Origin of the sequence: Serratia sp. BNK-23 (genome assembly GCF_047456145.1) — a bacterium.
Lineage (GTDB): Bacteria > Pseudomonadota > Gammaproteobacteria > Enterobacterales > Enterobacteriaceae > Serratia > Serratia nematodiphila.
In genome coordinates, this window is sequence record NZ_CP179900.1 from 4,669,188 (window position 1) to 4,693,373 (window position 24,186).

At 59.1% G+C, this 24,186-nt stretch carries 18 protein-coding genes, 2 tRNA genes, 3 rRNA genes and 1 riboswitch; of the genes, 12 read left to right on the top strand and 11 right to left on the bottom strand.

Going from position 1 to position 24,186, the window contains the following annotated elements; translation table 11 throughout:
- The first annotated feature begins 260 nt into the window (after positions 1–260).
- The 3 genes from acs (at position 261) to actP (ending at position 4,271) form a co-directional block, all read left to right on the top strand.
- A complete protein-coding gene (gene acs, locus ACMGF9_RS22220; RefSeq protein ID WP_004930044.1) occupies positions 261–2,219 on the top strand; it encodes an acetate--CoA ligase in 1,959 nt (652 codons plus the stop codon).
- A 91-nt stretch (positions 2,220–2,310) separates the two neighbouring features.
- The gene (locus ACMGF9_RS22225) at positions 2,311–2,622 is read left to right on the top strand and encodes a DUF485 domain-containing protein (RefSeq protein ID WP_004930047.1); all 312 of its coding nucleotides are present in this window, start codon (positions 2,311–2,313) and stop codon (positions 2,620–2,622) included.
- The gene (actP, locus tag ACMGF9_RS22230; RefSeq protein ID WP_414160433.1) at positions 2,619–4,271 is read left to right on the top strand and encodes a cation/acetate symporter ActP; all 1,653 of its coding nucleotides are present in this window, start codon (positions 2,619–2,621) and stop codon (positions 4,269–4,271) included. Before ACMGF9_RS22225 ends, actP begins: the two co-directional genes overlap by 4 nt.
- A gap of 182 nt (positions 4,272–4,453) precedes the next feature.
- Here actP and rrf read toward each other — a convergent pair.
- The 5 genes from rrf to ACMGF9_RS22255 form a co-directional block, all read right to left on the bottom strand.
- Positions 4,454–4,569: ribosomal RNA gene (gene rrf / locus ACMGF9_RS22235) — 5S ribosomal RNA — on the bottom strand.
- A gap of 174 nt (positions 4,570–4,743) precedes the next feature.
- Positions 4,744–7,651, bottom strand: a 23S ribosomal RNA gene (locus tag ACMGF9_RS22240).
- Between the two features lie 207 nt (positions 7,652–7,858).
- Positions 7,859–7,934 (bottom strand) — tRNA-Ala (locus ACMGF9_RS22245).
- Between the two features lie 39 nt (positions 7,935–7,973).
- Positions 7,974–8,050, bottom strand: a tRNA-Ile gene (locus ACMGF9_RS22250).
- A gap of 74 nt (positions 8,051–8,124) precedes the next feature.
- Positions 8,125–9,666: ribosomal RNA gene (locus ACMGF9_RS22255) — 16S ribosomal RNA — on the bottom strand.
- The 16S, 23S and 5S rRNA genes sit together here with 2 tRNA genes alongside, the layout of an rRNA operon.
- Positions 9,667–10,303: 637 nt before the next feature.
- Here ACMGF9_RS22255 and purH point away from each other — a divergent pair.
- Entirely contained in the window at positions 10,304–11,893 is a 1,590-nt protein-coding gene (purH, locus tag ACMGF9_RS22260; protein ID WP_414160434.1) for a bifunctional phosphoribosylaminoimidazolecarboxamide formyltransferase/IMP cyclohydrolase, read from the top strand.
- Positions 11,894–11,941: 48 nt separating this feature from the next.
- Entirely contained in the window at positions 11,942–13,225 is a 1,284-nt protein-coding gene (gene purD / locus ACMGF9_RS22265) for a phosphoribosylamine--glycine ligase (RefSeq protein ID WP_004929872.1), read from the top strand.
- A 49-nt stretch (positions 13,226–13,274) separates the two neighbouring features.
- Here the strand turns inward: purD and ACMGF9_RS22270 are convergent, their stop codons facing one another.
- From ACMGF9_RS22270 to nudC, 6 genes are all read right to left on the bottom strand, one after another.
- Positions 13,275–13,946, bottom strand: a complete 672-nt coding sequence (locus ACMGF9_RS22270) for a DUF1481 domain-containing protein (RefSeq protein WP_015376330.1) — start codon at positions 13,944–13,946, stop codon at positions 13,275–13,277.
- A 36-nt stretch (positions 13,947–13,982) separates the two neighbouring features.
- Positions 13,983–14,255, bottom strand: coding sequence for a nucleoid-associated protein HU-alpha (hupA, locus tag ACMGF9_RS22275; protein ID WP_004929874.1), 273 nt, complete (start codon positions 14,253–14,255; stop codon positions 13,983–13,985).
- A gap of 189 nt (positions 14,256–14,444) precedes the next feature.
- On the bottom strand, positions 14,445–15,035 hold the full coding sequence (locus ACMGF9_RS22280; RefSeq protein ID WP_004929875.1) for a YjaG family protein: 591 nt from the start codon (positions 15,033–15,035) through the stop codon (positions 14,445–14,447).
- Between the two features lie 48 nt (positions 15,036–15,083).
- Positions 15,084–15,770 carry a deoxyribonuclease V gene (gene nfi, locus ACMGF9_RS22285; protein WP_021505241.1) on the bottom strand — a complete coding sequence of 229 codons (687 nt, stop codon included), beginning with the start codon at positions 15,768–15,770 and terminating at the stop codon, positions 15,084–15,086.
- Between the two features lie 9 nt (positions 15,771–15,779).
- Positions 15,780–16,844 carry a uroporphyrinogen decarboxylase gene (gene hemE / locus ACMGF9_RS22290; protein ID WP_004929877.1) on the bottom strand — a complete coding sequence of 355 codons (1,065 nt, stop codon included), beginning with the start codon at positions 16,842–16,844 and terminating at the stop codon, positions 15,780–15,782.
- 38 nt (positions 16,845–16,882) lie between these two features.
- Positions 16,883–17,650: an NAD(+) diphosphatase gene (gene nudC, locus ACMGF9_RS22295; protein WP_118892720.1), complete on the bottom strand. Its 768-nt coding sequence runs from the start codon at positions 17,648–17,650 to the stop codon at positions 16,883–16,885.
- A gap of 101 nt (positions 17,651–17,751) precedes the next feature.
- Here nudC and ACMGF9_RS22300 point away from each other — a divergent pair, with 101 nt between their 5' ends.
- From ACMGF9_RS22300 to thiH, 7 genes are all read left to right on the top strand, one after another.
- Positions 17,752–18,255, top strand: a complete 504-nt coding sequence (locus ACMGF9_RS22300; protein ID WP_004929879.1) for an Rsd/AlgQ family anti-sigma factor — start codon at positions 17,752–17,754, stop codon at positions 18,253–18,255.
- A gap of 39 nt (positions 18,256–18,294) precedes the next feature.
- Positions 18,295–18,419, top strand: a riboswitch (TPP riboswitch).
- A gap of 114 nt (positions 18,420–18,533) precedes the next feature.
- Positions 18,534–20,477 (top strand): phosphomethylpyrimidine synthase ThiC, encoded by a 1,944-nt coding sequence (gene thiC, locus ACMGF9_RS22305; RefSeq protein WP_015376326.1) that lies wholly within the window; start codon positions 18,534–18,536, stop codon positions 20,475–20,477.
- Positions 20,470–21,120, top strand: coding sequence for a thiamine phosphate synthase (thiE, locus tag ACMGF9_RS22310; protein WP_118892547.1), 651 nt, complete (start codon positions 20,470–20,472; stop codon positions 21,118–21,120). Before thiC ends, thiE begins: the two co-directional genes overlap by 8 nt.
- Positions 21,113–21,862: a HesA/MoeB/ThiF family protein gene (locus ACMGF9_RS22315; RefSeq protein WP_015376324.1), complete on the top strand. Its 750-nt coding sequence runs from the start codon at positions 21,113–21,115 to the stop codon at positions 21,860–21,862. Before thiE ends, ACMGF9_RS22315 begins: the two co-directional genes overlap by 8 nt.
- Positions 21,859–22,059: a sulfur carrier protein ThiS gene (gene thiS, locus ACMGF9_RS22320; protein ID WP_015376323.1), complete on the top strand. Its 201-nt coding sequence runs from the start codon at positions 21,859–21,861 to the stop codon at positions 22,057–22,059. Before ACMGF9_RS22315 ends, thiS begins: the two co-directional genes overlap by 4 nt.
- Position 22,060: 1 nt before the next feature.
- Entirely contained in the window at positions 22,061–22,840 is a 780-nt protein-coding gene (locus tag ACMGF9_RS22325) for a thiazole synthase (RefSeq protein WP_118892548.1), read from the top strand.
- Positions 22,840–23,973, top strand: coding sequence for a 2-iminoacetate synthase ThiH (gene thiH, locus ACMGF9_RS22330; RefSeq protein ID WP_118892549.1), 1,134 nt, complete (start codon positions 22,840–22,842; stop codon positions 23,971–23,973). Before ACMGF9_RS22325 ends, thiH begins: the two co-directional genes overlap by 1 nt.
- The last annotated feature ends 213 nt before the right edge of the window (positions 23,974–24,186 follow it).

Sequence of the window (24,186 nt, forward strand, 5' to 3'; positions counted from 1 at the left end):
CGTATCTATTAATTTCGCGGCAGTTGAGTCCGTTTTGGTTTATTCTTTTTTGTTCTTTATATAAGTGTTTTTGGTTAAAAACGTGGGTTTATGAGGATTTAAGCGCCAAAGAGATAGATACGCCCTGCAAATGCGACAGAACGATTACAAATCAATATCTTTGTTGCGTGATCTGCCGCGCAAAAAAGAAACAAAGAATCGTAGCAAACTATACTTAACCTTCAGTTGACATATCATTAACAACTTCAAGGAGAAAAGCTATGAGCCAACTGCATAAACACGCTATTCCTTCTGCAATTGCAGAACGCGCCCTGATTAATCCGGCACAATACCAACAGTATTATCAACAGTCGGTTCAAGACCCAGAGGCTTTCTGGGGTGAGCATGGCAAAATCCTGGATTGGATCAAACCCTATACCAAAGTTAAAAATACCTCGTTCGATCCGGGCCACGTCAGCATTCGCTGGTTTGAAGACGGCACGTTGAACCTGGCGGCCAACTGCCTGGACCGCCATCTGGCCGAGCGCGGTGACCAAACCGCCATTATCTGGGAAGGCGATGACCCGACCCAATCCAAAAAGGTGACTTACAAACAGCTGCACCACGATGTCTGCCAATTCGCCAACGTGCTGAAACAGCTCGGCGTTAAAAAAGGCGACGTGGTGGCCATCTATATGCCGATGGTGCCGGAAGCGGCGGTCGCCATGCTGGCCTGCGCGCGCATCGGCGCCGTACATTCGGTGATCTTCGGCGGCTTCTCGCCGGAAGCCGTCGCCGGGCGCATTATCGACTCCAACGCCAAACTGGTGATCACCGCCGATGAAGGCCTGCGCGCCGGCCGCGCCGTGCCGCTGAAAAAGAACGTCGACGATGCGCTGAAAAATCCCGGCGTGGTCAGCGTGGCCAACGTGGTGGTATTCAAACGCACCGGTAAACCGGGCTACTGGCAGGAAGGGCGCGATCTGTGGTGGCATGAGCTGACCCAGGGCGTCTCCGCAGACTGCCCGCCGGAAGAAGTGAACGCCGAAGATCCGCTGTTCATCCTGTACACCTCCGGTTCGACCGGCAAGCCGAAAGGCGTGCTGCACACCACCGGCGGCTACCTGGTCTACGCTGCGATGACCTTTAAGTATGTGTTCGACTACCACGACGGCGACATTTACTGGTGCACCGCCGACGTGGGCTGGGTCACCGGCCACAGCTATCTGCTGTACGGCCCGCTGGCCTGCGGTGCCACCACGCTGATGTTCGAAGGCGTGCCTAACTATCCGGGCGTCAATCGCCTGTCGCAGGTGATCGACAAACACCAGGTCAACATTCTGTATACCGCGCCGACCGCCATTCGCGCGTTGATGGCCGAAGGCGACAAGGCGATCGAAGGCACCCGACGCGATTCGCTGCGCATCATGGGCTCGGTCGGCGAACCGATCAACCCGGAAGCCTGGGAGTGGTATTACAACAAGATCGGCAACGCGAGATGCCCGATCGTCGACACCTGGTGGCAAACCGAAACCGGCGGCTTCATGATTACCCCGCTGCCGGGCGCCACTGAGCTGAAAGCCGGTTCCGCCACGCGGCCGTTCTTTGGCGTACAGCCGGCGCTGGTCGATAACGTCGGCACGCCGCAGGAAGGCGCCTGCGAAGGCAACCTGGTGATCGTCGATTCCTGGCCGGGCCAGGCGCGCACCCTGTTCGGCGATCATGATCGCTTCGAGCAAACTTACTTCTCGACCTTCAAAGGCATGTACTTCAGCGGTGACGGCGCCCGCCGCGACGAGGACGGTTACTACTGGATCACCGGCCGCGTCGACGACGTGCTGAACGTCTCCGGCCACCGTCTGGGCACCGCCGAGATCGAGTCCGCGCTGGTATCGCACCCGAAAATCGCCGAAGCGGCGGTGGTCGGCATTCCTCACAACATCAAAGGCCAGGCGATCTACGCCTACATCACGCTGAACCACGGCGAAGAACCGACGCCGGAGCTCTATACCGAAGTGCGCAACTGGGTGCGCAAAGAGATAGGGCCGATCGCTACACCGGATGTGCTGCACTGGACAGACTCGCTGCCCAAAACGCGCTCCGGCAAGATCATGCGGCGCATCCTGCGCAAAATTGCCGCCGGCGACACCAGCAACCTGGGGGATACCTCCACGCTGGCGGATCCGGCCGTAGTCGACAAGCTGTTGGAAGAAAAACAATCAATGAAAGTGCCGTCATAATTTACGCCGCTTCAGGCCGCTCATTCGGATAACGCGCCGTTGAGCGGCCCTGGCGCGGCGTACTCTCTCAATACCGACTGGAGACACTCTGATGAATGACACCATTTATCAAGGGATTGAAGAAAACCCGCGCTTTAAAGAGCTGGTGAGAAAACGCGGCCGGTTCGCCTGGCTGCTTTCGCTGATTACGCTGGCGCTGTACGTCGGCTTTATTTTGTTGATCGCCTTCGATCCACAATGGCTCGGTACGCCGATCGCCGCCGGATCGACCATCACCCGCGGGATCCCGGTCGGCGTCGGGTTGATCGTGATCTCTTTCGTCTTGACCGGGATCTACGTGTTTCGCGCCAACGGCGAGTTCGATCGCCTCACCGCAGAGATCCTGCGCGAGGTGAAACAATGAAGCGCTTATTGTCCGCCGCCGCGCTGCTGTTACTGCCGGGCCTGGCCTGCGCCGACGCCATTGGCGGCGAGGTGCATCGCCAGCCGCTGAACATCCAGGCGATCGTGATGTTTATCCTGTTTGTCGGTGCCACCCTGTACATCACCTACTGGGCGTCCAAACGCACCCGTTCCCGTCAGGACTACTACACCGCGGGCGGGCGCATTACCGGCCTGCAAAACGGCCTGGCGATCGCCGGTGACTTCATGTCCGCCGCCTCGTTCCTCGGCATCTCCGCATTGGTCTACACCTCGGGCTATGACGGGCTGATCTACTCCATCGGCTTCCTCATCGGCTGGCCGATCATTCTGTTCCTGATCGCGGAACGCCTGCGCAATCTCGGCCGCTATACCTTCGCCGATGTCGCCTCTTACCGTCTGCAGCAGAAACCGATCCGCACCCTCTCGGCCTGCGGCTCGTTGGTAGTGGTGGCGCTATATCTGATCGCGCAGATGGTCGGCGCCGGCAAACTGATCCAGCTGCTGTTCGGGCTCAACTACCACGTGGCGGTGATCCTGGTCGGCATTCTGATGGTGCTGTACGTGCTGTTCGGCGGCATGCTGGCCACCACCTGGGTGCAGATCATCAAAGCGGTGCTGCTGCTGGCCGGCGCCAGCTTTATGGCGCTGATGGTGATGAAGTCGGTCAACTTCGACTTCAATACCCTGTTCGCCGAAGCGGTGAAGGTGCACCCGAAAGGCATCGCCATCATGAGCCCCGGCGGGCTGGTGTCCGATCCGATTTCCGCGCTGTCGCTTGGCCTGGCGCTGATGTTCGGCACCGCCGGCCTGCCGCACATCCTGATGCGTTTCTTCACCGTGAGTGACGCCAAGGAAGCGCGCAAGAGCGTGTTCTACGCCACCGGCTTTATCGGTTACTTCTATATCCTGACCTTTATCATCGGCTTCGGCGCCATCTTGCTGGTTAGCGCCAATCCGGCGTTCAAAGACGCCACCGGCGTGCTGCTGGGCGGGACCAACATGGCGGCGGTGCACCTGGCCAATGCCGTTGGCGGCAACTTCTTCCTCGGCTTTATCTCGGCGGTGGCGTTCGCCACCATTCTGGCAGTGGTTGCAGGCCTGACGCTGGCCGGCGCCTCGGCCGTGTCCCATGACCTGTACGCCAGCGTGATTAAAAATGGCAAGGCGACCGAGCGCGATGAGCTGAAGGTCTCCAAGATCACCGTCGTGGTATTGGGGCTGGTCGCCATTGCCCTGGGGATTTTGTTCGAGAAGCAGAATATCGCCTTTATGGTGGGGCTGGCGTTCTCCATCGCCGCCAGCTGTAACTTCCCTATCATTATCCTGTCGATGTACTGGTCGCGTTTGACGACTCGCGGCGCGATGATTGGCGGCTGGCTGGGTCTGTTAACGGCGGTGATTCTGATGATCCTCGGCCCGACGATCTGGGTGCAGATCCTCGGCCATGAGAAACCGATTTATCCGTATGAATACCCGGCGTTGTTCTCGATGATCGTGGCCTTTGTCGGCACCTGGCTGTTCTCGATCACCGACAGCTCGCTGGCCGGGCAGCAGGAGCGGGAACGCTTCCGGGCCCAGTTTGTCCGTTCGCAAACCGGGCTGGGCATCTCTCAGGGCAGCTCGCATTGATCGAATAATAAGTGAAAAAAGCAAACACACCCTAATCAAAGGCCCTTCGGGGCCTTTTCTCTGGCTCGCTGGCGGAGAATAAGGAGGAGGGGGAAAACCGCGCAGCGTAGCTGCGCTTTTTTACGTATTGCACATAGCAAAAAGCCCTGAACATCAGTTCAGGGCTTTCGGCTTTATTTGATGCCTGGCAGTGTCCTACTCTCGCATGGGGAGACCCCACACTACCATCGGCGCTACGGCGTTTCACTTCTGAGTTCGGCATGGGGTCAGGTGGGACCACCGCGCTATTGCCGCCAGGCAAATTCATTTTATTCCAACCGCTTCACTCTCGTGTCGCCATCAGAACCAATCTCGGAACTTCGCTGAAAATTATTCGTATCATCCTGATACTCACCCCTTCGGGGCCAACGCTCCGCGTTGTTCAAAATCGTTCCCGACGATTTTGTCTCTCTAAAAACACCTTCGGTGTTGTAAGGTTAAGCCTCACGGATCATTAGTACTGGTTAGCTCAATGCATCGCTGCACTTACACACCCAGCCTATCAACGTCTTAGTCTTAAACGTTCCTTCAGGGGCCTTAAAGGCCCAGGGAAGACTCATCTTGAGGCAAGTTTCGCGCTTAGATGCTTTCAGCGCTTATCTTTTCCGCACTTAGCTACCGGGCAATGCCATTGGCATGACAACCCGAACACCAGTGGTGCGTTCACTCCGGTCCTCTCGTACTAGGAGCAACCCCTCTCAATCTTCCAACGCCCACGGCAGATAGGGACCGAACTGTCTCACGACGTTCTAAACCCAGCTCGCGTACCACTTTAAATGGCGAACAGCCATACCCTTGGGACCTACTTCAGCCCCAGGATGTGATGAGCCGACATCGAGGTGCCAAACACCGCCGTCGATATGAACTCTTGGGCGGTATCAGCCTGTTATCCCCGGAGTACCTTTTATCCGTTGAGCGATGGCCCTTCCATTCAGAACCACCGGATCACTAAGACCTACTTTCGTACCTGCTCGAGCCGTCACTCTCGCAGTCAAGCTAGCTTATGCCTTTGCACTAACCTCACGATGTCCGACCGTGATTAGCTAACCTTCGTGCTCCTCCGTTACTCTTTGGGAGGAGACCGCCCCAGTCAAACTACCCACCAGACACTGTCCTCACCCCGGATTACGGGGCCGAGTTAGAACATCAAACATTAAAGGGTGGTATTTCAAGGATGGCTCCACGCAGACTGGCGTCCACGCTTCAAAGCCTCCCACCTATCCTACACATCAAGGCTCAATGTTCAGTGTCAAGCTATAGTAAAGGTTCACGGGGTCTTTCCGTCTTGCCGCGGGTACACTGCATCTTCACAGCGAGTTCAATTTCACTGAGTCTCGGGTGGAGACAGCCTGGCCATCATTACGCCATTCGTGCAGGTCGGAACTTACCCGACAAGGAATTTCGCTACCTTAGGACCGTTATAGTTACGGCCGCCGTTTACTGGGGCTTCGATCAAGAGCTTCGCCTTGCGGCTGACCCCATCAATTAACCTTCCAGCACCGGGCAGGCGTCACACCGTATACGTCCACTTTCGTGTTTGCACAGTGCTGTGTTTTTATTAAACAGTTGCAGCCAGCTGGTATCTTCGACTGGCTTCAGCTCCATCCGCAAGGGACTTCACCTACATGCCAGCGTGCCTTCTCCCGAAGTTACGGCACCATTTTGCCTAGTTCCTTCACCCGAGTTCTCTCAAGCGCCTTGGTATTCTCTACCTGACCACCTGTGTCGGTTTGGGGTACGATTTAATGTTACCTGGAGCTTAGAGGATTTTCCTGGAAGCAGGGCATCAACTACTTCTGCACCGTAGTGCATCGTCATCACGCCTCAGGGTTAGTATGCAACCGGATTTACCAGGTCACACCCCCTACACGCTTAAACCGGGACAACCGTCGCCCGGCTAGCCTAGCCTTCTCCGTCCCCCCTTCGCAGTAACACCAAGTACAGGAATATTAACCTGTTTCCCATCGACTACGCTTTTCAGCCTCGCCTTAGGGGTCGACTCACCCTGCCCCGATTAACGTTGGACAGGAACCCTTGGTCTTCCGGCGAGCGGGCTTTTCACCCGCTTTATCGTTACTTATGTCAGCATTCGCACTTCTGATACCTCCAGCAACCCTCACAGGCCACCTTCAACGGCTTACAGAACGCTCCCCTACCCAACAACGCCTAAGCGTCGCTGCCGCAGCTTCGGTGCATGGTTTAGCCCCGTTACATCTTCCGCGCAGGCCGACTCGACCAGTGAGCTATTACGCTTTCTTTAAATGATGGCTGCTTCTAAGCCAACATCCTGGCTGTCTATGCCTTCCCACATCGTTTCCCACTTAACCATGACTTTGGGACCTTAGCTGGCGGTCTGGGTTGTTTCCCTCTTCACGACGGACGTTAGCACCCGCCGTGTGTCTCCCGTGATAACATTCTTCGGTATTCGGAGTTTGCATCGGTTTGGTAAGCCGGGATGGCCCCCTAGCCGAAACAGTGCTCTACCCCCGAAGATGAGTTCACGAGGCGCTACCTAAATAGCTTTCGGGGAGAACCAGCTATCTCCCGGTTTGATTGGCCTTTCACCCCCAGCCACAAGTCATCCGCTAATTTTTCAACATTAGTCGGTTCGGTCCTCCAGTTAGTGTTACCCAACCTTCAACCTGCCCATGGCTAGATCACCGGGTTTCGGGTCTATACCTTGCAACTAATCGCCCAGTTAAGACTCGGTTTCCCTACGGCTCCCCTATACGGTTAACCTTGCTACAAAATATAAGTCGCTGACCCATTATACAAAAGGTACGCAGTCACACCACGAAGGTGCTCCCACTGCTTGTACGTACACGGTTTCAGGTTCTATTTCACTCCCCTCGCCGGGGTTCTTTTCGCCTTTCCCTCACGGTACTGGTTCACTATCGGTCAGTCAGGAGTATTTAGCCTTGGAGGATGGTCCCCCCATATTCAGACAGGATGTCACGTGTCCCGCCCTACTCATCGAACTCACGACCTGTGCATTTTAGTGTACGGGGCTATCACCCTTTACTGCGCGACTTTCCAGACGCTTCCACTAACACACAAGCCGATTCAGGTTCTGGGCTCCTCCCCGTTCGCTCGCCGCTACTGGGGGAATCTCGGTTGATTTCTTTTCCTCGGGGTACTTAGATGTTTCAGTTCCCCCGGTTCGCCTCATGCCACTATGTATTCATGACATGATAGTGTGTCGAAACACACTGGGTTTCCCCATTCGGGTATCGCCGGTTATAACGGTTCATATCACCTTACCGACGCTTTTCGCAGATTAGCACGCCCTTCATCGCCTCTGACTGCCTAGGCATCCACCGTGTACGCTTAGTCACTTAACCTCACAACCCGAAGATGTTTCCATCGTTCGCGCTGCAAACATTTGAGAGACTCTATGACAGGTTACTCTTTATCCCAGTACTTCTACGGAGGGATAAATTTCAGCCGTCATGTTTCAATTTTCAGCTTGTTCCAGATTGTTAAAGAGCAAAATACTTCGCAGCATACTGTCGCCAATATACTCTGAAGTATTGAAATACCGGACTATATGGTGGAGCTAAGCGGGATCGAACCGCTGACCTCCTGCGTGCAAGGCAGGCGCTCTCCCAGCTGAGCTATAGCCCCATACAGTCACGCGCAGTACCTTTTCCACTTCATGAGAAGTGGTAGGCCTGAGTGGACTTGAACCACCGACCTCACCCTTATCAGGGGTGCGCTCTAACCACCTGAGCTACAAGCCTATAAAGGTATTTCTGCTCGTTACTTTCTATCAGACAATCTGTGTGAGCACGCCACGCGAACTAATATCTTTAGGTAAGGAGGTGATCCAACCGCAGGTTCCCCTACGGTTACCTTGTTACGACTTCACCCCAGTCATGAATCACAAAGTGGTAAGCGCCCTCCCGAAGGTTAAGCTACCTACTTCTTTTGCAACCCACTCCCATGGTGTGACGGGCGGTGTGTACAAGGCCCGGGAACGTATTCACCGTAGCATTCTGATCTACGATTACTAGCGATTCCGACTTCATGGAGTCGAGTTGCAGACTCCAATCCGGACTACGACGTACTTTATGAGGTCCGCTTGCTCTCGCGAGGTCGCTTCTCTTTGTATACGCCATTGTAGCACGTGTGTAGCCCTACTCGTAAGGGCCATGATGACTTGACGTCATCCCCACCTTCCTCCAGTTTATCACTGGCAGTCTCCTTTGAGTTCCCGGCCGAACCGCTGGCAACAAAGGATAAGGGTTGCGCTCGTTGCGGGACTTAACCCAACATTTCACAACACGAGCTGACGACAGCCATGCAGCACCTGTCTCAGAGTTCCCGAAGGCACCAATCCATCTCTGGAAAGTTCTCTGGATGTCAAGAGTAGGTAAGGTTCTTCGCGTTGCATCGAATTAAACCACATGCTCCACCGCTTGTGCGGGCCCCCGTCAATTCATTTGAGTTTTAACCTTGCGGCCGTACTCCCCAGGCGGTCGATTTAACGCGTTAGCTCCGGAAGCCACGCCTCAAGGGCACAACCTCCAAATCGACATCGTTTACAGCGTGGACTACCAGGGTATCTAATCCTGTTTGCTCCCCACGCTTTCGCACCTGAGCGTCAGTCTTCGTCCAGGGGGCCGCCTTCGCCACCGGTATTCCTCCAGATCTCTACGCATTTCACCGCTACACCTGGAATTCTACCCCCCTCTACGAGACTCTAGCTTGCCAGTTTCAAATGCAGTTCCCAGGTTGAGCCCGGGGATTTCACATCTGACTTAACAAACCGCCTGCGTGCGCTTTACGCCCAGTAATTCCGATTAACGCTTGCACCCTCCGTATTACCGCGGCTGCTGGCACGGAGTTAGCCGGTGCTTCTTCTGCGAGTAACGTCAATTGATGAGCGTATTAAGCTCACCACCTTCCTCCTCGCTGAAAGTGCTTTACAACCCGAAGGCCTTCTTCACACACGCGGCATGGCTGCATCAGGCTTGCGCCCATTGTGCAATATTCCCCACTGCTGCCTCCCGTAGGAGTCTGGACCGTGTCTCAGTTCCAGTGTGGCTGGTCATCCTCTCAGACCAGCTAGGGATCGTCGCCTAGGTGAGCCATTACCCCACCTACTAGCTAATCCCATCTGGGCACATCTGATGGCAAGAGGCCCGAAGGTCCCCCTCTTTGGTCTTGCGACGTTATGCGGTATTAGCTACCGTTTCCAGTAGTTATCCCCCTCCATCAGGCAGTTTCCCAGACATTACTCACCCGTCCGCCGCTCGTCACCCAGGGAGCAAGCTCCCCCGTGCTACCGCTCGACTTGCATGTGTTAAGCCTGCCGCCAGCGTTCAATCTGAGCCATGATCAAACTCTTCAATTAAAAGCTTGATTTGCTTCCACTCGAGAAGCGATGCTCAAAGATTTACTGCATGAATTTTACTTCAGTTAGTCACTCTTCAAGACTTGATATTTTTTTGCATCCGAAGATGCTGGATATCGTCTTGTGGAGTGCCCACACAGATTGTCTGATAAATTGTTAAAGAGCAGTGAGTTAGGCGCTTTCGCTTGCTAACTCGAGGTGGCGTATATTACGCTTTCCTCTTTCAGAGTCAACCCTAATTTTCAGGATTTTTTCTCTGCGACCCCCGGATACTCTGTGAAGTTGTTCACATGTTCCGTGTCGATGGAGGCGCATTATAGGGAGTTCCTCGCAGGCCGCAACAGGTATTTTCAGCAAAAACGATCGTTCGCTGCATTCCACAGCAAAACCCCGCTTTATACCCACTTGCGCACAGTGTTATCCACAGATGCGATTTGTACGGAAAATTTACGAGCGCCACGCAAACGTTTTCGCTACAATTCCCCGCGACGAAACGATCCCCCTTTTTATGGGGGCGTTACCTGAATATGTGCCTGACCCTCCCTTTATAAGGCAAAAAACTGCGCTTTATAGACAGAACGAGGTGGACATTCACGTAACGCTCTTTAATTGCGACTCAAAGCCAAGGGATAAAACCATGCAACAACCTCGTCCAATCCGCCGGGCCCTGCTCAGCGTGTCTGACAAAACCGGTATCGTTGAATTCGCCGAAGCGCTTTCCCAGCGCGGCGTTGAACTGCTGTCCACCGGCGGCACCGCCCGTCTGCTGGCAGACGCCGGTCTGCCCGTTACCGAAGTTTCCGACTACACCGGCTTCCCGGAGATGATGGACGGACGAGTTAAGACCCTGCACCCGAAAGTCCACGGCGGCATTCTCGGCCGCCGCGGCCAGGACGACGCTGTCATGAATCAGCATGACATCAAGCCTATCGACATGGTGGTCGTCAATCTGTACCCATTCGCCCAAACCGTGGCGCGCCCGGATTGCTCGCTGGAGGATGCGGTCGAGAATATCGATATCGGCGGCCCGACCATGGTGCGCTCCGCCGCCAAGAACCATAAAGACGTCGCCATCGTGGTGAAGAGCAGCGACTACGCCGCCATCATTACCGAGATGGACAACAACGACGGCTCGCTGCGCTATGCCACCCGCTTCGATCTCGCCATCAAGGCCTTTGAACACACCGCCGCCTACGACAGCATGATCGCCAACTACTTCGGCGCGCTGGTGCCTGCGTACCACGGCGAGACCGAACAGCCGTCCGGCCGCTTCCCGCGCACCCTGAACCTCAACTACATCAAGAAGCAGGATATGCGCTACGGTGAAAACAGCCACCAGCAGGCCGCCTTCTATATAGAGGAAGAAGTAAAGGAAGCTTCTGTCGCGACCGCCGAACAGCTGCAGGGCAAAGCGCTGTCCTATAACAACATCGCCGATACCGACGCCGCGCTGGAATGCGTGAAAGAGTTCGACGAACCGGCCTGCGTGATCGTCAAGCACGCCAACCCTTGCGGCGTGGCGATCGGCGACGACATTCTGGCCGCCTACGAGCGCGCTTACCAAACCGATCCGACCTCCGCCTTCGGCGGCATCATCGCCTTTAACTGCGAGCTGGACGCCGCCACCGCGCAGGCGATCATCAGCCGCCAGTTCGTGGAAGTGATCATCGCGCCAAACGTCACCCAGGAAGCGCGCTCCCTGCTGGCCGCCAAACAGAACGTGCGCGTGCTGGCCTGCGGCCAGTGGCAGCAACGCGTGGCGGGGCTGGACTTCAAACGCGTCAACGGCGGGCTGCTGGTGCAGGATCGCGATCTGGGCATGGTGACCGCCGGCGATCTGCGCGTGGTATCAGAGCGCCAGCCGACCGAACAGGAACTGCGTGACGCGCTGTTCTGCTGGAAAGTGGCTAAGTTCGTGAAATCCAACGCCATCGTTTATGCGCGTGACAACATGACCATCGGCATAGGCGCCGGCCAGATGAGCCGCGTTTACTCCGCCAAGATCGCCGGCATCAAAGCGGGCGACGAAGGGCTGGAAGTGAAAGGCTCCGCCATGGCCTCCGACGCCTTCTTCCCGTTCCGCGACGGCATCGATGCCGCGGCGGCGGTTGGCATCACCTGCGTGATCCAGCCGGGCGGTTCGATCCGCGACGACGAAGTGATCGCCGCCGCCAACGAACACGGCATTGCGATGATCTTCACCGACATGCGTCACTTCCGCCATTAATTCCTTTTGCCGCGTGCGCTCCGGCGCACGCCATTCGTGGAGCTTCTGATGAACATTTTGATTATCGGCAACGGCGGGCGCGAACACGCGCTGGCCTGGAAAGCCGCCCAGTCTCCGCTGGCGGATAAAGTCTATGTTGCGCCGGGCAATGCCGGCACCGCGCTGGAAGCCAATCTGGAAAACGTGGCGATCGCCGCCACCGACATCCCCGCCCTGGTCGCTTTCGCCCAGAGCCATGACATCGGTCTGACCATCGTCGGGCCGGAAGCGCCGCTGGTGATTGGCGTGGTCGACGCCTTCCAGGCCGCCGGTCTGAAAATTTTCGGCCCGTCACAGGCCGCCGCACAGCTCGAAGGCTCCAAAGCCTTCACCAAGGATTTCCTGGCGCGCCACCGCATTCCGACCGCCGAATATGAAAACTTCACCGAGGTGGAGCCGGCGCTGGCCTACGTGCGCCGCAAAGGCGCGCCGATCGTCATCAAGGCCGATGGCCTGGCGGCCGGTAAGGGCGTGATCGTCGCGATGACGCTGCAGGAAGCGGAAGAGGCGGTGCGCGACATGTTGGCCGGCAATGCCTTCGGCGACGCCGGCCATCGCATCGTGGTGGAAGAGTTCCTCGACGGCGAAGAAGCCAGCTTCATCGTGATGGTCGACGGCGAGAACGTGGTGCCGATGGCCACCAGCCAGGACCACAAACGCGTCGGCGACGGTGACACCGGCCCGAACACCGGCGGCATGGGCGCCTATTCTCCGGCGCCGGTCGTGACCGACGAAATCCACCGGCGCGCCATGGATCAGGTGATCTGGCCGACGGTGCGCGGCATGGCGGCGGAAGGCAATACCTACGTCGGCTTCCTGTACGCCGGCCTGATGATCTCCGCCGACGGCCAGCCGAAGGTGATCGAATTCAACTGCCGTTTTGGCGATCCGGAAACTCAGCCGATCATGCTGCGCCTGCGCTCCGATCTGGTGGAACTGTGTCTGGCGGGCGCCGAAGGCCGTCTGAACGAGAAGAGCTCTGATTGGGACGAACGCCCTGCCCTTGGCGTGGTGCTGGCAGCCGGCGGTTATCCGGGTGACTATCGCAACGGCGAGGTTATCCAGGGGCTACCGCAGCAGGAAAGCGCCGACGGTAAGGTCTTCCACGCCGGCACACGCTTGCAGGGCGATGACGTCGTCACCAGCGGCGGCCGCGTGCTGTGCGTGACGGCGCTGGGCGATACCGTGGCGCAGGCGCAGCAACGCGCCTATCAGTTGGCGGAAGGCATTCAGTGGCCAGGCAGCTTCTGCCGCAAAGATATCGGTTATCGCGCGATTGCGCGCGGCAAATAATTTGACCTTTCATGATAATGACCAGAGGCTCCGCAGTGCGGGGCCTTTTTTATAGCTGGTCTTCTTTCGGTTCCCAGCTGCAGAAATCGTCGTTCGCCACCAGCAGCAGCTCGCTGCCTTCGGGCGCTTCCAGCCAGGCGACGCTCACCGGCCGGCTGCTGCTGCGGGCGCGTTTTTCGATCCAGGCGATGGCGGAGGCATCCAACCCGGGTTTTAAGCGCTGCCCGTCGCAGGTTTGCACCTCGCCCTGCATCCAACGCCCCTGCAGCAATTTGACCTTGCCGGCGCGCAGCGCATTGCTCACTTCGAGGATCCGTCGCGCCTGATATTGATACAGGGCGATTTCATCGCGGGTCAGCGGTTCGCGGCGTGTCGCCAGCTGGCGCTGCATAAAGCTCACCGTGCCATCGTCGGCAAAGCGCAGCTGAATGGAATCTCGATCGCCGTCGGCGTCGTTACGTTTGATTTGGCGCAGCACGTCGCCCTGATAGGTGTACAGCGTGGTAATGGTACCCGGGCCGCGGTAAGGGCTGTAAACGCTGACCAACACTTGCGGACGATGTTGCTCATCGTCTTTACGCCACAGACGTATCACGCCCTGATCGGCCACGAAGCCGCTGGCGGTAAAGCTGGGGATATCGGAATGGAAACTGCAGGCGCTCAGGCCGACGGCGATGCCAACGGCCATAAGCGCCCGACGAGTAAACAAAAGGGGCGCCATCGCCCCCCTGTTTAATCTTTTCACCGAGGCGCGGTCTTATTTAACGGCGTCTTTCAGTGCTTTGCCAGAAACGAACGCAGGCACGTTGGCTGCTGCGATTTTGATTTCTTTGCCAGTCTGTGGGTTGCGGCCAGTGCGCTCGCTACGATGGTTTACTTTGAAAGTACCGAAGCCAACCAATTGTACTGCATCACCTTCTTTCAGAGACTCAGTAATTGCAGCCAGGGTGGATTCCAGAGCCAGTTTAGCTTGTGCTTTGGAAAGGTCAGCCTTGTCCGCGATTACATCAATCAGTTGAGTCTTGTTCATAAGTTATCCTTACAGTGTGTTTATCGTTTGCAAAGCATCGAGTGCGACGGATATGCCGATTGACAGCACTCTCCTGCATACACGCACCGATAGCCACTTTTTTTACGCCCCCCAAATGTAGACCAGACAGGGTGCGGATGTGAAGCCTTAAGGCATGACAAATCAGGCGTTAAATCACGTTTTGTTGCCTTATTGCGCTAAATTTATCCCGATGTTGCTGACGCCCGCCTCCCGCAGGTCGGATCGCAGCCCCTTGATCAGGTCTATATCGCGCTCTTCACAGGCGTCCAACAGGCGGAAAATTTCCCATTGAATGTCCCATTCTTCCTCTACCGCAGGCAAACTTTCCAACTCTTCGTCGGTCATTTCCTTACCGGCTTGGGTCATTTCCAACATCGCCACGGTGCGAATCGATGTTTCACTGATGGCGATGGCGTGCTCCAACGTCTCCCCGCCGAGCCGCGAATGGATCAGTTCCCCTAATGCGATACAGGCATCAATTGCCGGGTAAACGCCGTAAAGATCGTAATCTTCCGCCGACGGAATCGCCTCTTCCAACTTCTCGAGCTGGCTGTCGAAGTTGACCTTGGCGTCCTTCACCACCAGCGTTTCCCACACCAAATCCAGAATGCGGCGATAAACCGCCGGATCGCCGAACTCGGTCTGTTTGCAGAACATCTGGTAATTCGGGTACATACGCTCGCACAAACTGGCCATAAAGGTCAAATGTTGCCAGCCCTCGAGCCGTTCCAGACGTAAATGAATCGGGTTACGTAGCATGCTTTACTCTCTTACGCGTTATCTGCGGCGCAGTGTACCCGAAATCGCTCATGGCGACACCTCCGGATGCTGCTGCAACCACCGCTGAAACGCCGGACGGCGCGAAGCGATGGCGTCGGCCCAACGGGTCGGCTCCGGCAAACGGTAGCCCGCCATGCAGCGCTGCACCCACGCCAGCGCGCTGTCGGCGCCCACGCGGTGACCGGTAGAGATGAACAGCGGGTTGCAACGCGCCTTGCTACGCCATACCCAGCCCAGCTGTTCTCCCTTATCTTCCAACGGCGACAGCGCGCCGACGGCGGCGTCCAGCGGCGCGAATTTGCCGCACAGGCGCTTCTTGGCCACGCCGATGGTCGGCACATCGACCAGCAGGCCGAAATGGCTGGCGACGCCGAGGCGCCGCGGATGTGAAACGCCGTGCCCATCGACGAAGATCAGCCCCGGTTTTTGCCGCAGCTGCCCCCAGGCGGCCAACAGCGCCGGGTATTCGCGAAACGACAGGAAACCCGGGATATAAGGCATGACGGTGGCGATGCGCGCCACCTGATACTCCACCAGCTCCAGCGACGGATAGCGCAGGATGGCGATGGCTGCGCGCGTCACCGCGCCCTCTTGCTCGAAGCCCACATCGGCGCCGGCGATGAACGCCGGCGGTTCGGCCGGCAGCTCGTCGTAGCGAATGACTTCAGCGGCGCGCCGCAGCTGTTCGGCGCGCAGAGCCGCCATATCGGTCACATCGGATCCTTAACGGTGGTATTTCGCCGACTGCGCGTGCACCGCCTCGACGAAGGCCCCGGCGTGCTCCGGCGGCACATCCTGATGGATGCCGTGGCCCAGGTTGAACACATGACCGTTGCCGTGGCCGAAACCGGCCAGAATGGTCTCCACTTCTTCCGCGATGCGCGCCGGAGAAGCATAAAGCATCGACGGATCCATATTGCCCTGCAGCGCCACTTTGTCGCCTACGCGACGGCGCGCGTCGGCGATGTCGGTGGTCCAGTCCAGCCCCAGCGCATCGCAGCCGGTGGCGGCCATCGCCTCCAGCCACTGCCCGCCGCCTTTGGTGAACAGCGTTACCGGCACGCGGCGGCCGTCGTTTTCACGCAGCAAGCCATCGACGATCTTGTGCATGTAGTGCAAAGAGAACTCGCGGTAATCGCGCCCGGTCAGCACGCCGCCCCAGGTGTCGAACACCATCACCGACTGCGCGCCGGCCTTGATCTGGGCATTGAGGTAAAGGATCACGCTGTCCGCCAGCTTGTCCAGCAACAGGTGCAACGTGGCCGGCTCGGCATACATCATCTTCTTCAGCTTGGTGAATGCCTTGCTGCTGCCGCCCTCAACCATATAGGTAGCCAGCGTCCACGGGCTGCCGGAGAAGCCGATCAGCGGCACTTCGCCCTTCAGCTCGCGGCGAATGGTGCGCACCGCGTTCATCACATAGCCCAGCTCCACTTCCGGATCGAACACCGGCAGTTTGTCGACGTCGGCGCGGCAGGTGACGGGGGAGCTGAAACGCGGGCCTTCGCCGGCTTCAAAGTACAGGCCGAGCCCCATGGCGTCGGGAATGGTGAGAATGTCGGAGAACAGGATGGCGGCGTCCAGCGCGTAGCGGCGCAGCGGCTGCAGCGTAACCTCGCAGGCCAGCTCCGCGTTCTTGCACAGCGACATAAAATCACCGGCCTGGGCGCGAGTCGCCTTATACTCCGGTAAATAACGACCGGCCTGGCGCATCATCCATACGGGGGTCACATCCACCGGCTGACGCAACAGCGCGCGCAGGTAACGATCGTTCTTCAACTCAGTCATTTATGGGGCTCCCTTAATAATCTGCCGGCCATTGTACATTATTCTGCCCGGCACAGCGCCACGGTGTCCTCAATCAAGCGGCGCGCCACGGTGCCGGGCGGCGGCAACAGCGGCAGTTGGTCGTAACGATACCAGCCGGCATTGAGCAGCTCCTTGGGATCGTGACGAATCTCACCCTGGTGGTAATCGGCCATAAAGGCCATCATCAGCGAGTGCGGAAACGGCCAGGGTTGTGACGTGACGTAGCGCAGGTTCTTGATTTCAATATTGCTCTCTTCCATCACTTCGCGCGCTACCGCTTGCTCCAGCGTTTCGCCCACTTCAACGAAACCGGCCAGCACCGTGTGAATGCCGCCGCGATGGCGCACGTGCTGCGCCAGCAGGATCTGATCGTCGCGCCGAATGGCGACGATCACGCAGGGCGCGATCTGCGGGTAGTAGCGCTCCTTGCAATGGCCGCACAGGCAGGCGCTTTCGGTGCGGCTGAGGTGCATCTCATGGCCGCAGTAGCCGCAATAGCGATGGGAGCGGTAGAAATCCGCCAACTGCACGCCGCGCCCGGCCAGCTGGAACAGACCACGATCCTGATCCAACAACTGACGCACCGACCCCATCTCCCGCGGCATCGCCTGGCGCACCAGCCAGACCGGCGCGCCCTCCCACTCACCGATGGTGCGCGCCATGTGGCCCTGCAGCCCGAGGGCGGCGGCGGTCCCCGACGGCAATTCACCGTTCGGTAACCAAAGTTTGCTTTCATGGCTGACGATCCACCAGCCGTTTTCATTGCCCGTTAATGCAAGTTCCATATCGTTGTTGCACAACCTCAGCTTCACTGGCACTCTACAAATCGGCTTTGTTACATTTTAATAACTTACCGGTTACTTTTGTTACTTACACGGAGTCAAACATGCTCAACCGTTTGGAAAGGCTGACTCAGCGCGTTGGCGGTAGTAATGAATTAGTTGATCAATGGCTTCAGGCCCGCAAGCAGTTGCTGGTCGCCTACTGCACGCTGGTAGGCCTCAAACCGAATAAAGAAAAGCATACGCCGCTGAATGAAAAAGCGCTGGAGAACTTTTGCCATAACCTGGTGGATTACCTCTCCGCAGGGCATTTTCATATCTATGACAGAATTATCAAACAAGTGGAAGGCGCAGCCAGTCCGAAAATGTCGCTGGCGGTGAACATCTACCCCAAGCTATGGGCCAATACCGAACAGATCATGGCGTTCCACGATCGCTATACCGAAGTGGATATCGATCAGGAGGTTTGTCTGGAATTCCATCAGGCCTTGTCGGATATCGGCGAAACGCTGGCGGCGCGCTTTGCGCTGGAAGATAAGCTGATCCTGCTGGAAGCGGAAGCCACGCAGCAACCGCTGCCGGACCAGGCGCTGGATCCGGCGCGTTAAAATTTTATAGTTTTTTTTCTTATCCCTCCTATACTGGGGGGCATCTTGTCGGAGTGCCTAGCGCCTGATTTGTTCATCGAATCAGCCAGGCTGAGACCGTTAATTCGGGATCCGCGGAACCTGATCGGGTTAATACCCGCGAAGGGAACAAGAGTAATCTATCGCCACAGACACGGCCTTCCCCTTGCGGGCGCCCTGCCTTATCGGCCACCATCATTACTCCCTCCGAGCTCCAGACAAGCAACTTTCCCAACCCAACACACTGGTAGGAACTTGCTATGTCTAACGTTAATCCACCGCGCGCCCGTAAAGCGCAACGCGAAGCCGCCCAGCAGTTTATCGACACCCTGCAAGGCATGGCTTTCCCAAACTCACGCCGCATCTACCTGCAGGGTTCGCGCCGCGATATCCAGGTGCCGATGCGTGAAATTCAGCTCAGCCCGACCCTGGTCGGCGGCAGCAAAGATAACCCGCAGTATGAACAGAACGAGGCGATCCCGGTGTATGACACCGCCGGCCCGTACGGCGATCCACAGGCCGAGCTCGACGTGCACGCCGGCCTGGCCAAGCTGCGCGCCGGCTGGATCGACGCACGCGGCGATACCGCCACCCTGAGCGGCGCCAGCTCCGGCTTCACCCAGCAGCGGCTGGCGGACGAAGGTCTCGATCACCTGCGTTTCGAACACCTGCCGCTGCCGCGCAAAGCGCTGCCGGGCAAGTGCGTAACCCAGTTGCACTACGCCCGCGCCGGCATCGTCACCCCGGAGATGGAATTCATCGCCATCCGTGAAAACATGGGGCGCGAACGCATTCGCGGCGAGGTGCTGCGCCACCAGCATCCGGGCCAGGGCTGGGGCGCCAACCTGCCGGACAACATCACGCCGGAGTTCGTGCGCCAGGAAGTGGCCGCCGGCCGCGCTATCATTCCCGCCAATATCAACCACCCGGAGGCGGAGCCGATGATCATCGGCCGCAATTTCCTGGTGAAGGTGAACGCCAATATCGGCAACTCGGCGGTCACGTCGTCGATCGAAGAAGAAGTGGAGAAACTGGTGTGGTCCACCCGCTGGGGCGCAGACACCGTGATGGATCTCTCCACCGGCCGCTATATTCACGAAACCCGCGAATGGATCCTGCGCAACAGCCCGGTGCCCATCGGTACGGTGCCTATTTATCAGGCGCTGGAGAAGGTCAACGGCGTGGCGGAAAACCTCACCTGGGAGATGTTCCGCGATACGCTGCTGGAACAGGCGGAACAAGGGGTCGACTACTTCACCATCCACGCCGGCGTGCTGCTGCGCTACGTGCCGATGACCGCCAAACGCCTGACCGGCATCGTGTCGCGCGGCGGCTCGATCATGGCCAAATGGTGTCTGTCGCACCATCAGGAAAACTTCCTCTATCAGCACTTCCGTGAAATCTGCGAGATCTGCGCCGCCTACGATGTCTCGCTGTCGCTCGGCGACGGCCTGCGCCCCGGCTCGATTCAGGACGCCAACGACGAAGCCCAGTTCGCCGAACTGCATACGCTGGGCGAGCTGACCAAAATCGCCTGGGAATACGACGTGCAGGTGATGATCGAGGGCCCGGGCCACGTGCCGATGCAGATGATCCGCCGCAACATGACCGAAGAGCTGGAACACTGCCACGAAGCGCCGTTCTACACCCTCGGTCCGCTGACCACCGACATCGCCCCGGGCTATGACCATTTCACCTCCGGCATCGGCGCGGCGATGATCGGCTGGTTCGGCTGCGCCATGCTGTGTTACGTCACGCCGAAAGAACACCTCGGCCTGCCGAACAAAGAGGACGTCAAACAGGGCCTGATCACCTACAAGATCGCCGCTCACGCCGCCGATCTGGCCAAAGGCCATCCGGGCGCGCAGATCCGCGATAACGCCATGTCCAAGGCGCGTTTCGAATTCCGCTGGGAAGATCAGTTCAATCTGGCGCTCGATCCGGCCACCGCGCGCGCCTATCACGACGAAACCCTGCCGCAGGAATCCGGCAAGATCGCCCACTTCTGCTCGATGTGCGGACCAAAATTCTGCTCGATGAAGATTTCACAAGAGGTGCGCGACTACGCCGCCGCCCAAGAGGCCGCCAAACCGATCGAGGTGCAGCTGACCGGTATGGAGAAAATGTCCGCCGAGTTCCGCGCCCGCGGCAGCGAGCTGTATCACAGCGCCGGCAATTTGCAGGAGGAGACCAGCAATGACTGATATCACGACGCCCTTCCCGGCGACGCCCTACAAACTGGGGCTCTACCCGGTCGTCGACAGCGTGGAATGGATCGCTCGCCTGCTGGAGGCCGGCGTCACCACCATCCAGTTGCGCATCAAGGACTTGCCTGACGAGCAGGTCGAAGAGGATATCGCTGCCGCCATCGCGCTGGGCCGGCGTTATCAGGCGCGGCTGTTCATCAACGACTACTGGCGGCTGGCGATCAAGCACGGCGCCTACGGCGTACATCTGGGCCAGGAAGATCTCGATACCACCGATCTGGCGGCCATTCACCGCGCCGGGCTGCGGCTGGGGGTCTCCACCCATGACGACGCCGAACTGGCGCGCGCGCTGGCGGTGAAACCGTCCTACATCGCGTTGGGGCACATCTTCCCCACTCAGACCAAAGACATGCCTTCGGCGCCACAGGGGCTGGCGGAGTTGAAACGCCACATCGCCGGTTTGGCGGATTACCCGACGGTGGCGATCGGCGGGATCAGTATCGATCGCGTGCCGGCGGTGCTGGCGTGCGGCGTCGGCAGCGTGGCGGTGGTCAGCGCCATCACCCAGGCACCGGACTGGCGCGCGGCGACGACCGAGCTGCTGCGGCTGATCGAAGGCGAGGATCCGAACGATGCTTAACGATCAGGAATTCCTGCGCTACAGCCGCCAGCTGCTGCTGGAGGACGTCGGCCCGGAAGGCCAGGAGAGACTCAAGCGCGCCACGGTGCTGATCGTCGGTTTAGGTGGGCTCGGTTCCCCGGCTTCGCTGTATCTGGCCGCCGCCGGCGTCGGCACGCTGCTGCTGGCCGACGACGACCAGCTGCACGTCACCAACCTGCAACGGCAAATCCTCTACCGCAGCGCCGATACCGCCACCGGCAAGGCGGCGCTGGCGCAACGCCACCTGCAGGCGCTGAACCCGTTGGTGGAATCCATCCCGCTGGCGCAGCGGCTGCAAGGGCAAGCGCTGCGCGACGCGGTCGCCCGCGCCGATCTGGTGCTGGACTGCTGCGACAATATGGCGACCCGCCATGAGGTCAATGCCGCCTGCATCGCCGCCGCCAAGCCGCTGATCAGCGGCAGCGCGGTCGGCTTCAGCGGCCAGCTGCTGGTGCTCGAGCCGCCCTATGCGCACGGCTGCTACGCCTGCCTGTACCCGGAGCAGGAAGAGCCGCAGCGCAACTGCCGCACCGCCGGGGTACTCGGCCCGGTGGTGGGCGTGATCGGCACTCTGCAAGCGCTGGAGGCCATCAAGATGCTGGCCGGCATGCCTTCTTCCCTCAGCGGTAAACTGCGGCTGTTCGACGGCAAGCAGCAGAGCTGGAGCACGCTGCAACTGAGCCAGGCCCGTGCCTGCCCGGTATGCGGAGGCGCGGCATGAAGATCCGTTTAAACGACCAACCGCTGGAGCTGCCGCAGCCGCTCAGCGTCGCCGCCCTGCTGGCCCAGCTGGAACGCCACCAGCCGGGTACCGCGCTGGCGATCAACCAAACCATCATCCCGCGCGCCGACTGGGCCGACCATCAGGTGCAGGACGGTGACGACATTTTGCTGTTTCAAGCGATCGCCGGAGGCTGACATGCTGAAAATCGCCGATACCACTTTTACCTCGCGCCTGTTCACCGGCACCGGCAAGTTCGCCACCCCGGCGCTGATGTTGGAGGCGCTGGCGGCCTCCGGCTCACAGCTGGTGACCATGGCCATGAAGCGCGTCGATCTGCGCGGCGGCAACGACGCCATTTTGGCGCCGCTGCAACAGTTGGGCGTCAGGCTGTTGCCCAATACCTCCGGCGCCAAAACGGCCGCCGAAGCGGTATTCGCCGCCCGGCTGGCGCGTGAAGCGCTCGGCACCCACTGGGTGAAGCTGGAGATCCACCCCGATGTGAAATACCTGCTGCCGGATCCGATAGAAACGCTGAAGGCGGCGGAAACGCTGGTGAAAGACGGTTTTGTGGTGCTGCCCTACTGCGGCGCCGATCCGGTGCTGTGCAAACGGCTGGAAGAGGCGGGCTGCGCGGCGGTGATGCCGCTCGGCGCCCCTATCGGTTCCAACCGCGGTCTGCGCACCCGCGACTTCCTCGAGATCATCATCGAACAGGCCAAGGTGCCGGTGGTGGTCGACGCCGGCATCGGCGCGCCAAGCCATGCGCTGGAAGCGATGGAGCTGGGCGCCGACGCGGTGCTGGTGAACACCGCCATCGCCGTGGCGCGCGACCCGGTGCAAATGGCGCGGGCGTTTCGCCTGGCGCTGGAGGCCGGCGAATTGGCGCGCAGCGCCGGATTGGGCCCGAGCCAGCGCGGTGCGGTCGCCTCTAGCCCGCTGACCGCCTTCCTCAGCCAGCCAGAGGAGGCACAGTGATGGCCGACGATTTCAGTAGCCGCTGGCAACAGCTGGATTGGGACGACATTACGCTGCGCATCAACGGCAAAACCGCGCGCGACGTGGAACGCGCGTTGAACGCCGACAAGCTGACGCGCGACGACTTTATGGCGCTGATCTCCCCCGCCGCCGCGCCGTATCTGGAACCGCTGGCGCAGCGCGCGCAGCAGCTGACCCGTCAGCGATTCGGCAACGTCGTCAGCTTCTATGTGCCGCTGTATCTGTCCAACCTGTGCGCCAACGACTGCACCTACTGCGGCTTTTCGATGAGCAACCGCATCAAGCGCAAAACGCTGGATGCGGCGGAGATCGCCCGCGAGTGCGCAGCCATCCAGGCGCTGGGGTTCGAACATCTGTTGCTGGTCACCGGCGAGCATCAGACCAAGGTCGGCATGGACTATTTCCGCCAGCACATCCCGGCGATCCGCCGACACTTCAGCTCGCTGATGATGGAAGTGCAGCCGTTGGCGCAGGAGGAATACGCCGAACTGAAAACGCTGGGCCTGGACGGCGTGCTGGTGTACCAGGAAACCTACCATCCGGCCACCTATCTGCAGCATCACCTGCGCGGCCAGAAGCAGGATTTCCATTGGCGCCTGGCCACGCCGGATCGCCTGGGGCGCGCCGGGATCGACAAGATCGGCATCGGTGCGTTGATCGGCCTGTCCAACAGTTGGCGCACCGACTGCTACCTGCTGGCGGAACATCTGTTTTACCTGCAGCAAACCTACTGGCAGAGCCGCTACTCGATCTCGTTCCCGCGCCTGCGCCCCTGCGCCGGCGGCATTGAACCGGCGTCGATCATGAGCGAGCCTCAGCTGGTGCAACTGATCTGCGCCTTCCGGCTGTTCGCGCCGGACGTTGAGCTGTCGCTGTCTACGCGTGAGTCGCCGTACTTCCGCGATCATATGATCCCGGTGGCGATCAACAGCGTCAGCGCCGGATCCAAGACGCAGCCCGGCGGCTATGCCGATGACGTGCCGCCTGAGCTGGAACAGTTCGAGCCGCACGACGGCCGCACGCCGCAGCAGGTCGCCGAGGCCATCAGCAACGCCGGGCTGCAGCCGGTGTGGAAAGACTGGGACGGTTATCTGGGACGCGGCGCGCAATAAGCGGCAACGTTTACCGCCGCGTGAAGAAAACGCTGGAGCGGCCGCGCAATGCCGAACGGTGGTGCTGGCGCCGGCAGGCCCGCCGGCTATAGTGACCTTGCCGGCCGCCAGACCCGGCGGCGGCCGGGGCCGTCTCCCTCTCGATGGCCCCGCCTTATCCCATCCCGGATCGCGCACAGACGCTCTTGCGCGACTCCGGGCCCTCTCCGCAGC

Excerpts from the sequence above, each read along its gene's own strand:
- purD (WP_004929872.1), top strand. The coding sequence starts at position 11,942 with ATGAACATTTTGATTATCGGCAACGGCGGGCGCGAACACGCGCTGGCC.
- thiC (WP_015376326.1), top strand. The coding sequence starts at position 18,534 with ATGTCTAACGTTAATCCACCGCGCGCCCGTAAAGCGCAACGCGAAGCC.
- ACMGF9_RS22325 (WP_118892548.1), top strand. The coding sequence starts at position 22,061 with ATGCTGAAAATCGCCGATACCACTTTTACCTCGCGCCTGTTCACCGGC.
- purH (WP_414160434.1), top strand. The coding sequence starts at position 10,304 with ATGCAACAACCTCGTCCAATCCGCCGGGCCCTGCTCAGCGTGTCTGAC.
- ACMGF9_RS22225 (WP_004930047.1), top strand. The coding sequence starts at position 2,311 with ATGAATGACACCATTTATCAAGGGATTGAAGAAAACCCGCGCTTTAAA.
- actP (WP_414160433.1), top strand. The coding sequence starts at position 2,619 with ATGAAGCGCTTATTGTCCGCCGCCGCGCTGCTGTTACTGCCGGGCCTG.
- ACMGF9_RS22280 (WP_004929875.1), bottom strand. The coding sequence starts at position 15,035 with ATGCTACGTAACCCGATTCATTTACGTCTGGAACGGCTCGAGGGCTGG.
- thiS (WP_015376323.1), top strand. The coding sequence starts at position 21,859 with ATGAAGATCCGTTTAAACGACCAACCGCTGGAGCTGCCGCAGCCGCTC.
- thiE (WP_118892547.1), top strand. The coding sequence starts at position 20,470 with ATGACTGATATCACGACGCCCTTCCCGGCGACGCCCTACAAACTGGGG.
- nudC (WP_118892720.1), bottom strand. The coding sequence starts at position 17,650 with ATGGAACTTGCATTAACGGGCAATGAAAACGGCTGGTGGATCGTCAGC.
- hemE (WP_004929877.1), bottom strand. The coding sequence starts at position 16,844 with ATGACTGAGTTGAAGAACGATCGTTACCTGCGCGCGCTGTTGCGTCAG.
- hupA (WP_004929874.1), bottom strand. The coding sequence starts at position 14,255 with ATGAACAAGACTCAACTGATTGATGTAATCGCGGACAAGGCTGACCTT.
- thiH (WP_118892549.1), top strand. The coding sequence starts at position 22,840 with ATGGCCGACGATTTCAGTAGCCGCTGGCAACAGCTGGATTGGGACGAC.
- ACMGF9_RS22315 (WP_015376324.1), top strand. The coding sequence starts at position 21,113 with ATGCTTAACGATCAGGAATTCCTGCGCTACAGCCGCCAGCTGCTGCTG.
- ACMGF9_RS22270 (WP_015376330.1), bottom strand. The coding sequence starts at position 13,946 with ATGGCGCCCCTTTTGTTTACTCGTCGGGCGCTTATGGCCGTTGGCATC.
- ACMGF9_RS22300 (WP_004929879.1), top strand. The coding sequence starts at position 17,752 with ATGCTCAACCGTTTGGAAAGGCTGACTCAGCGCGTTGGCGGTAGTAAT.
- acs (WP_004930044.1), top strand. The coding sequence starts at position 261 with ATGAGCCAACTGCATAAACACGCTATTCCTTCTGCAATTGCAGAACGC.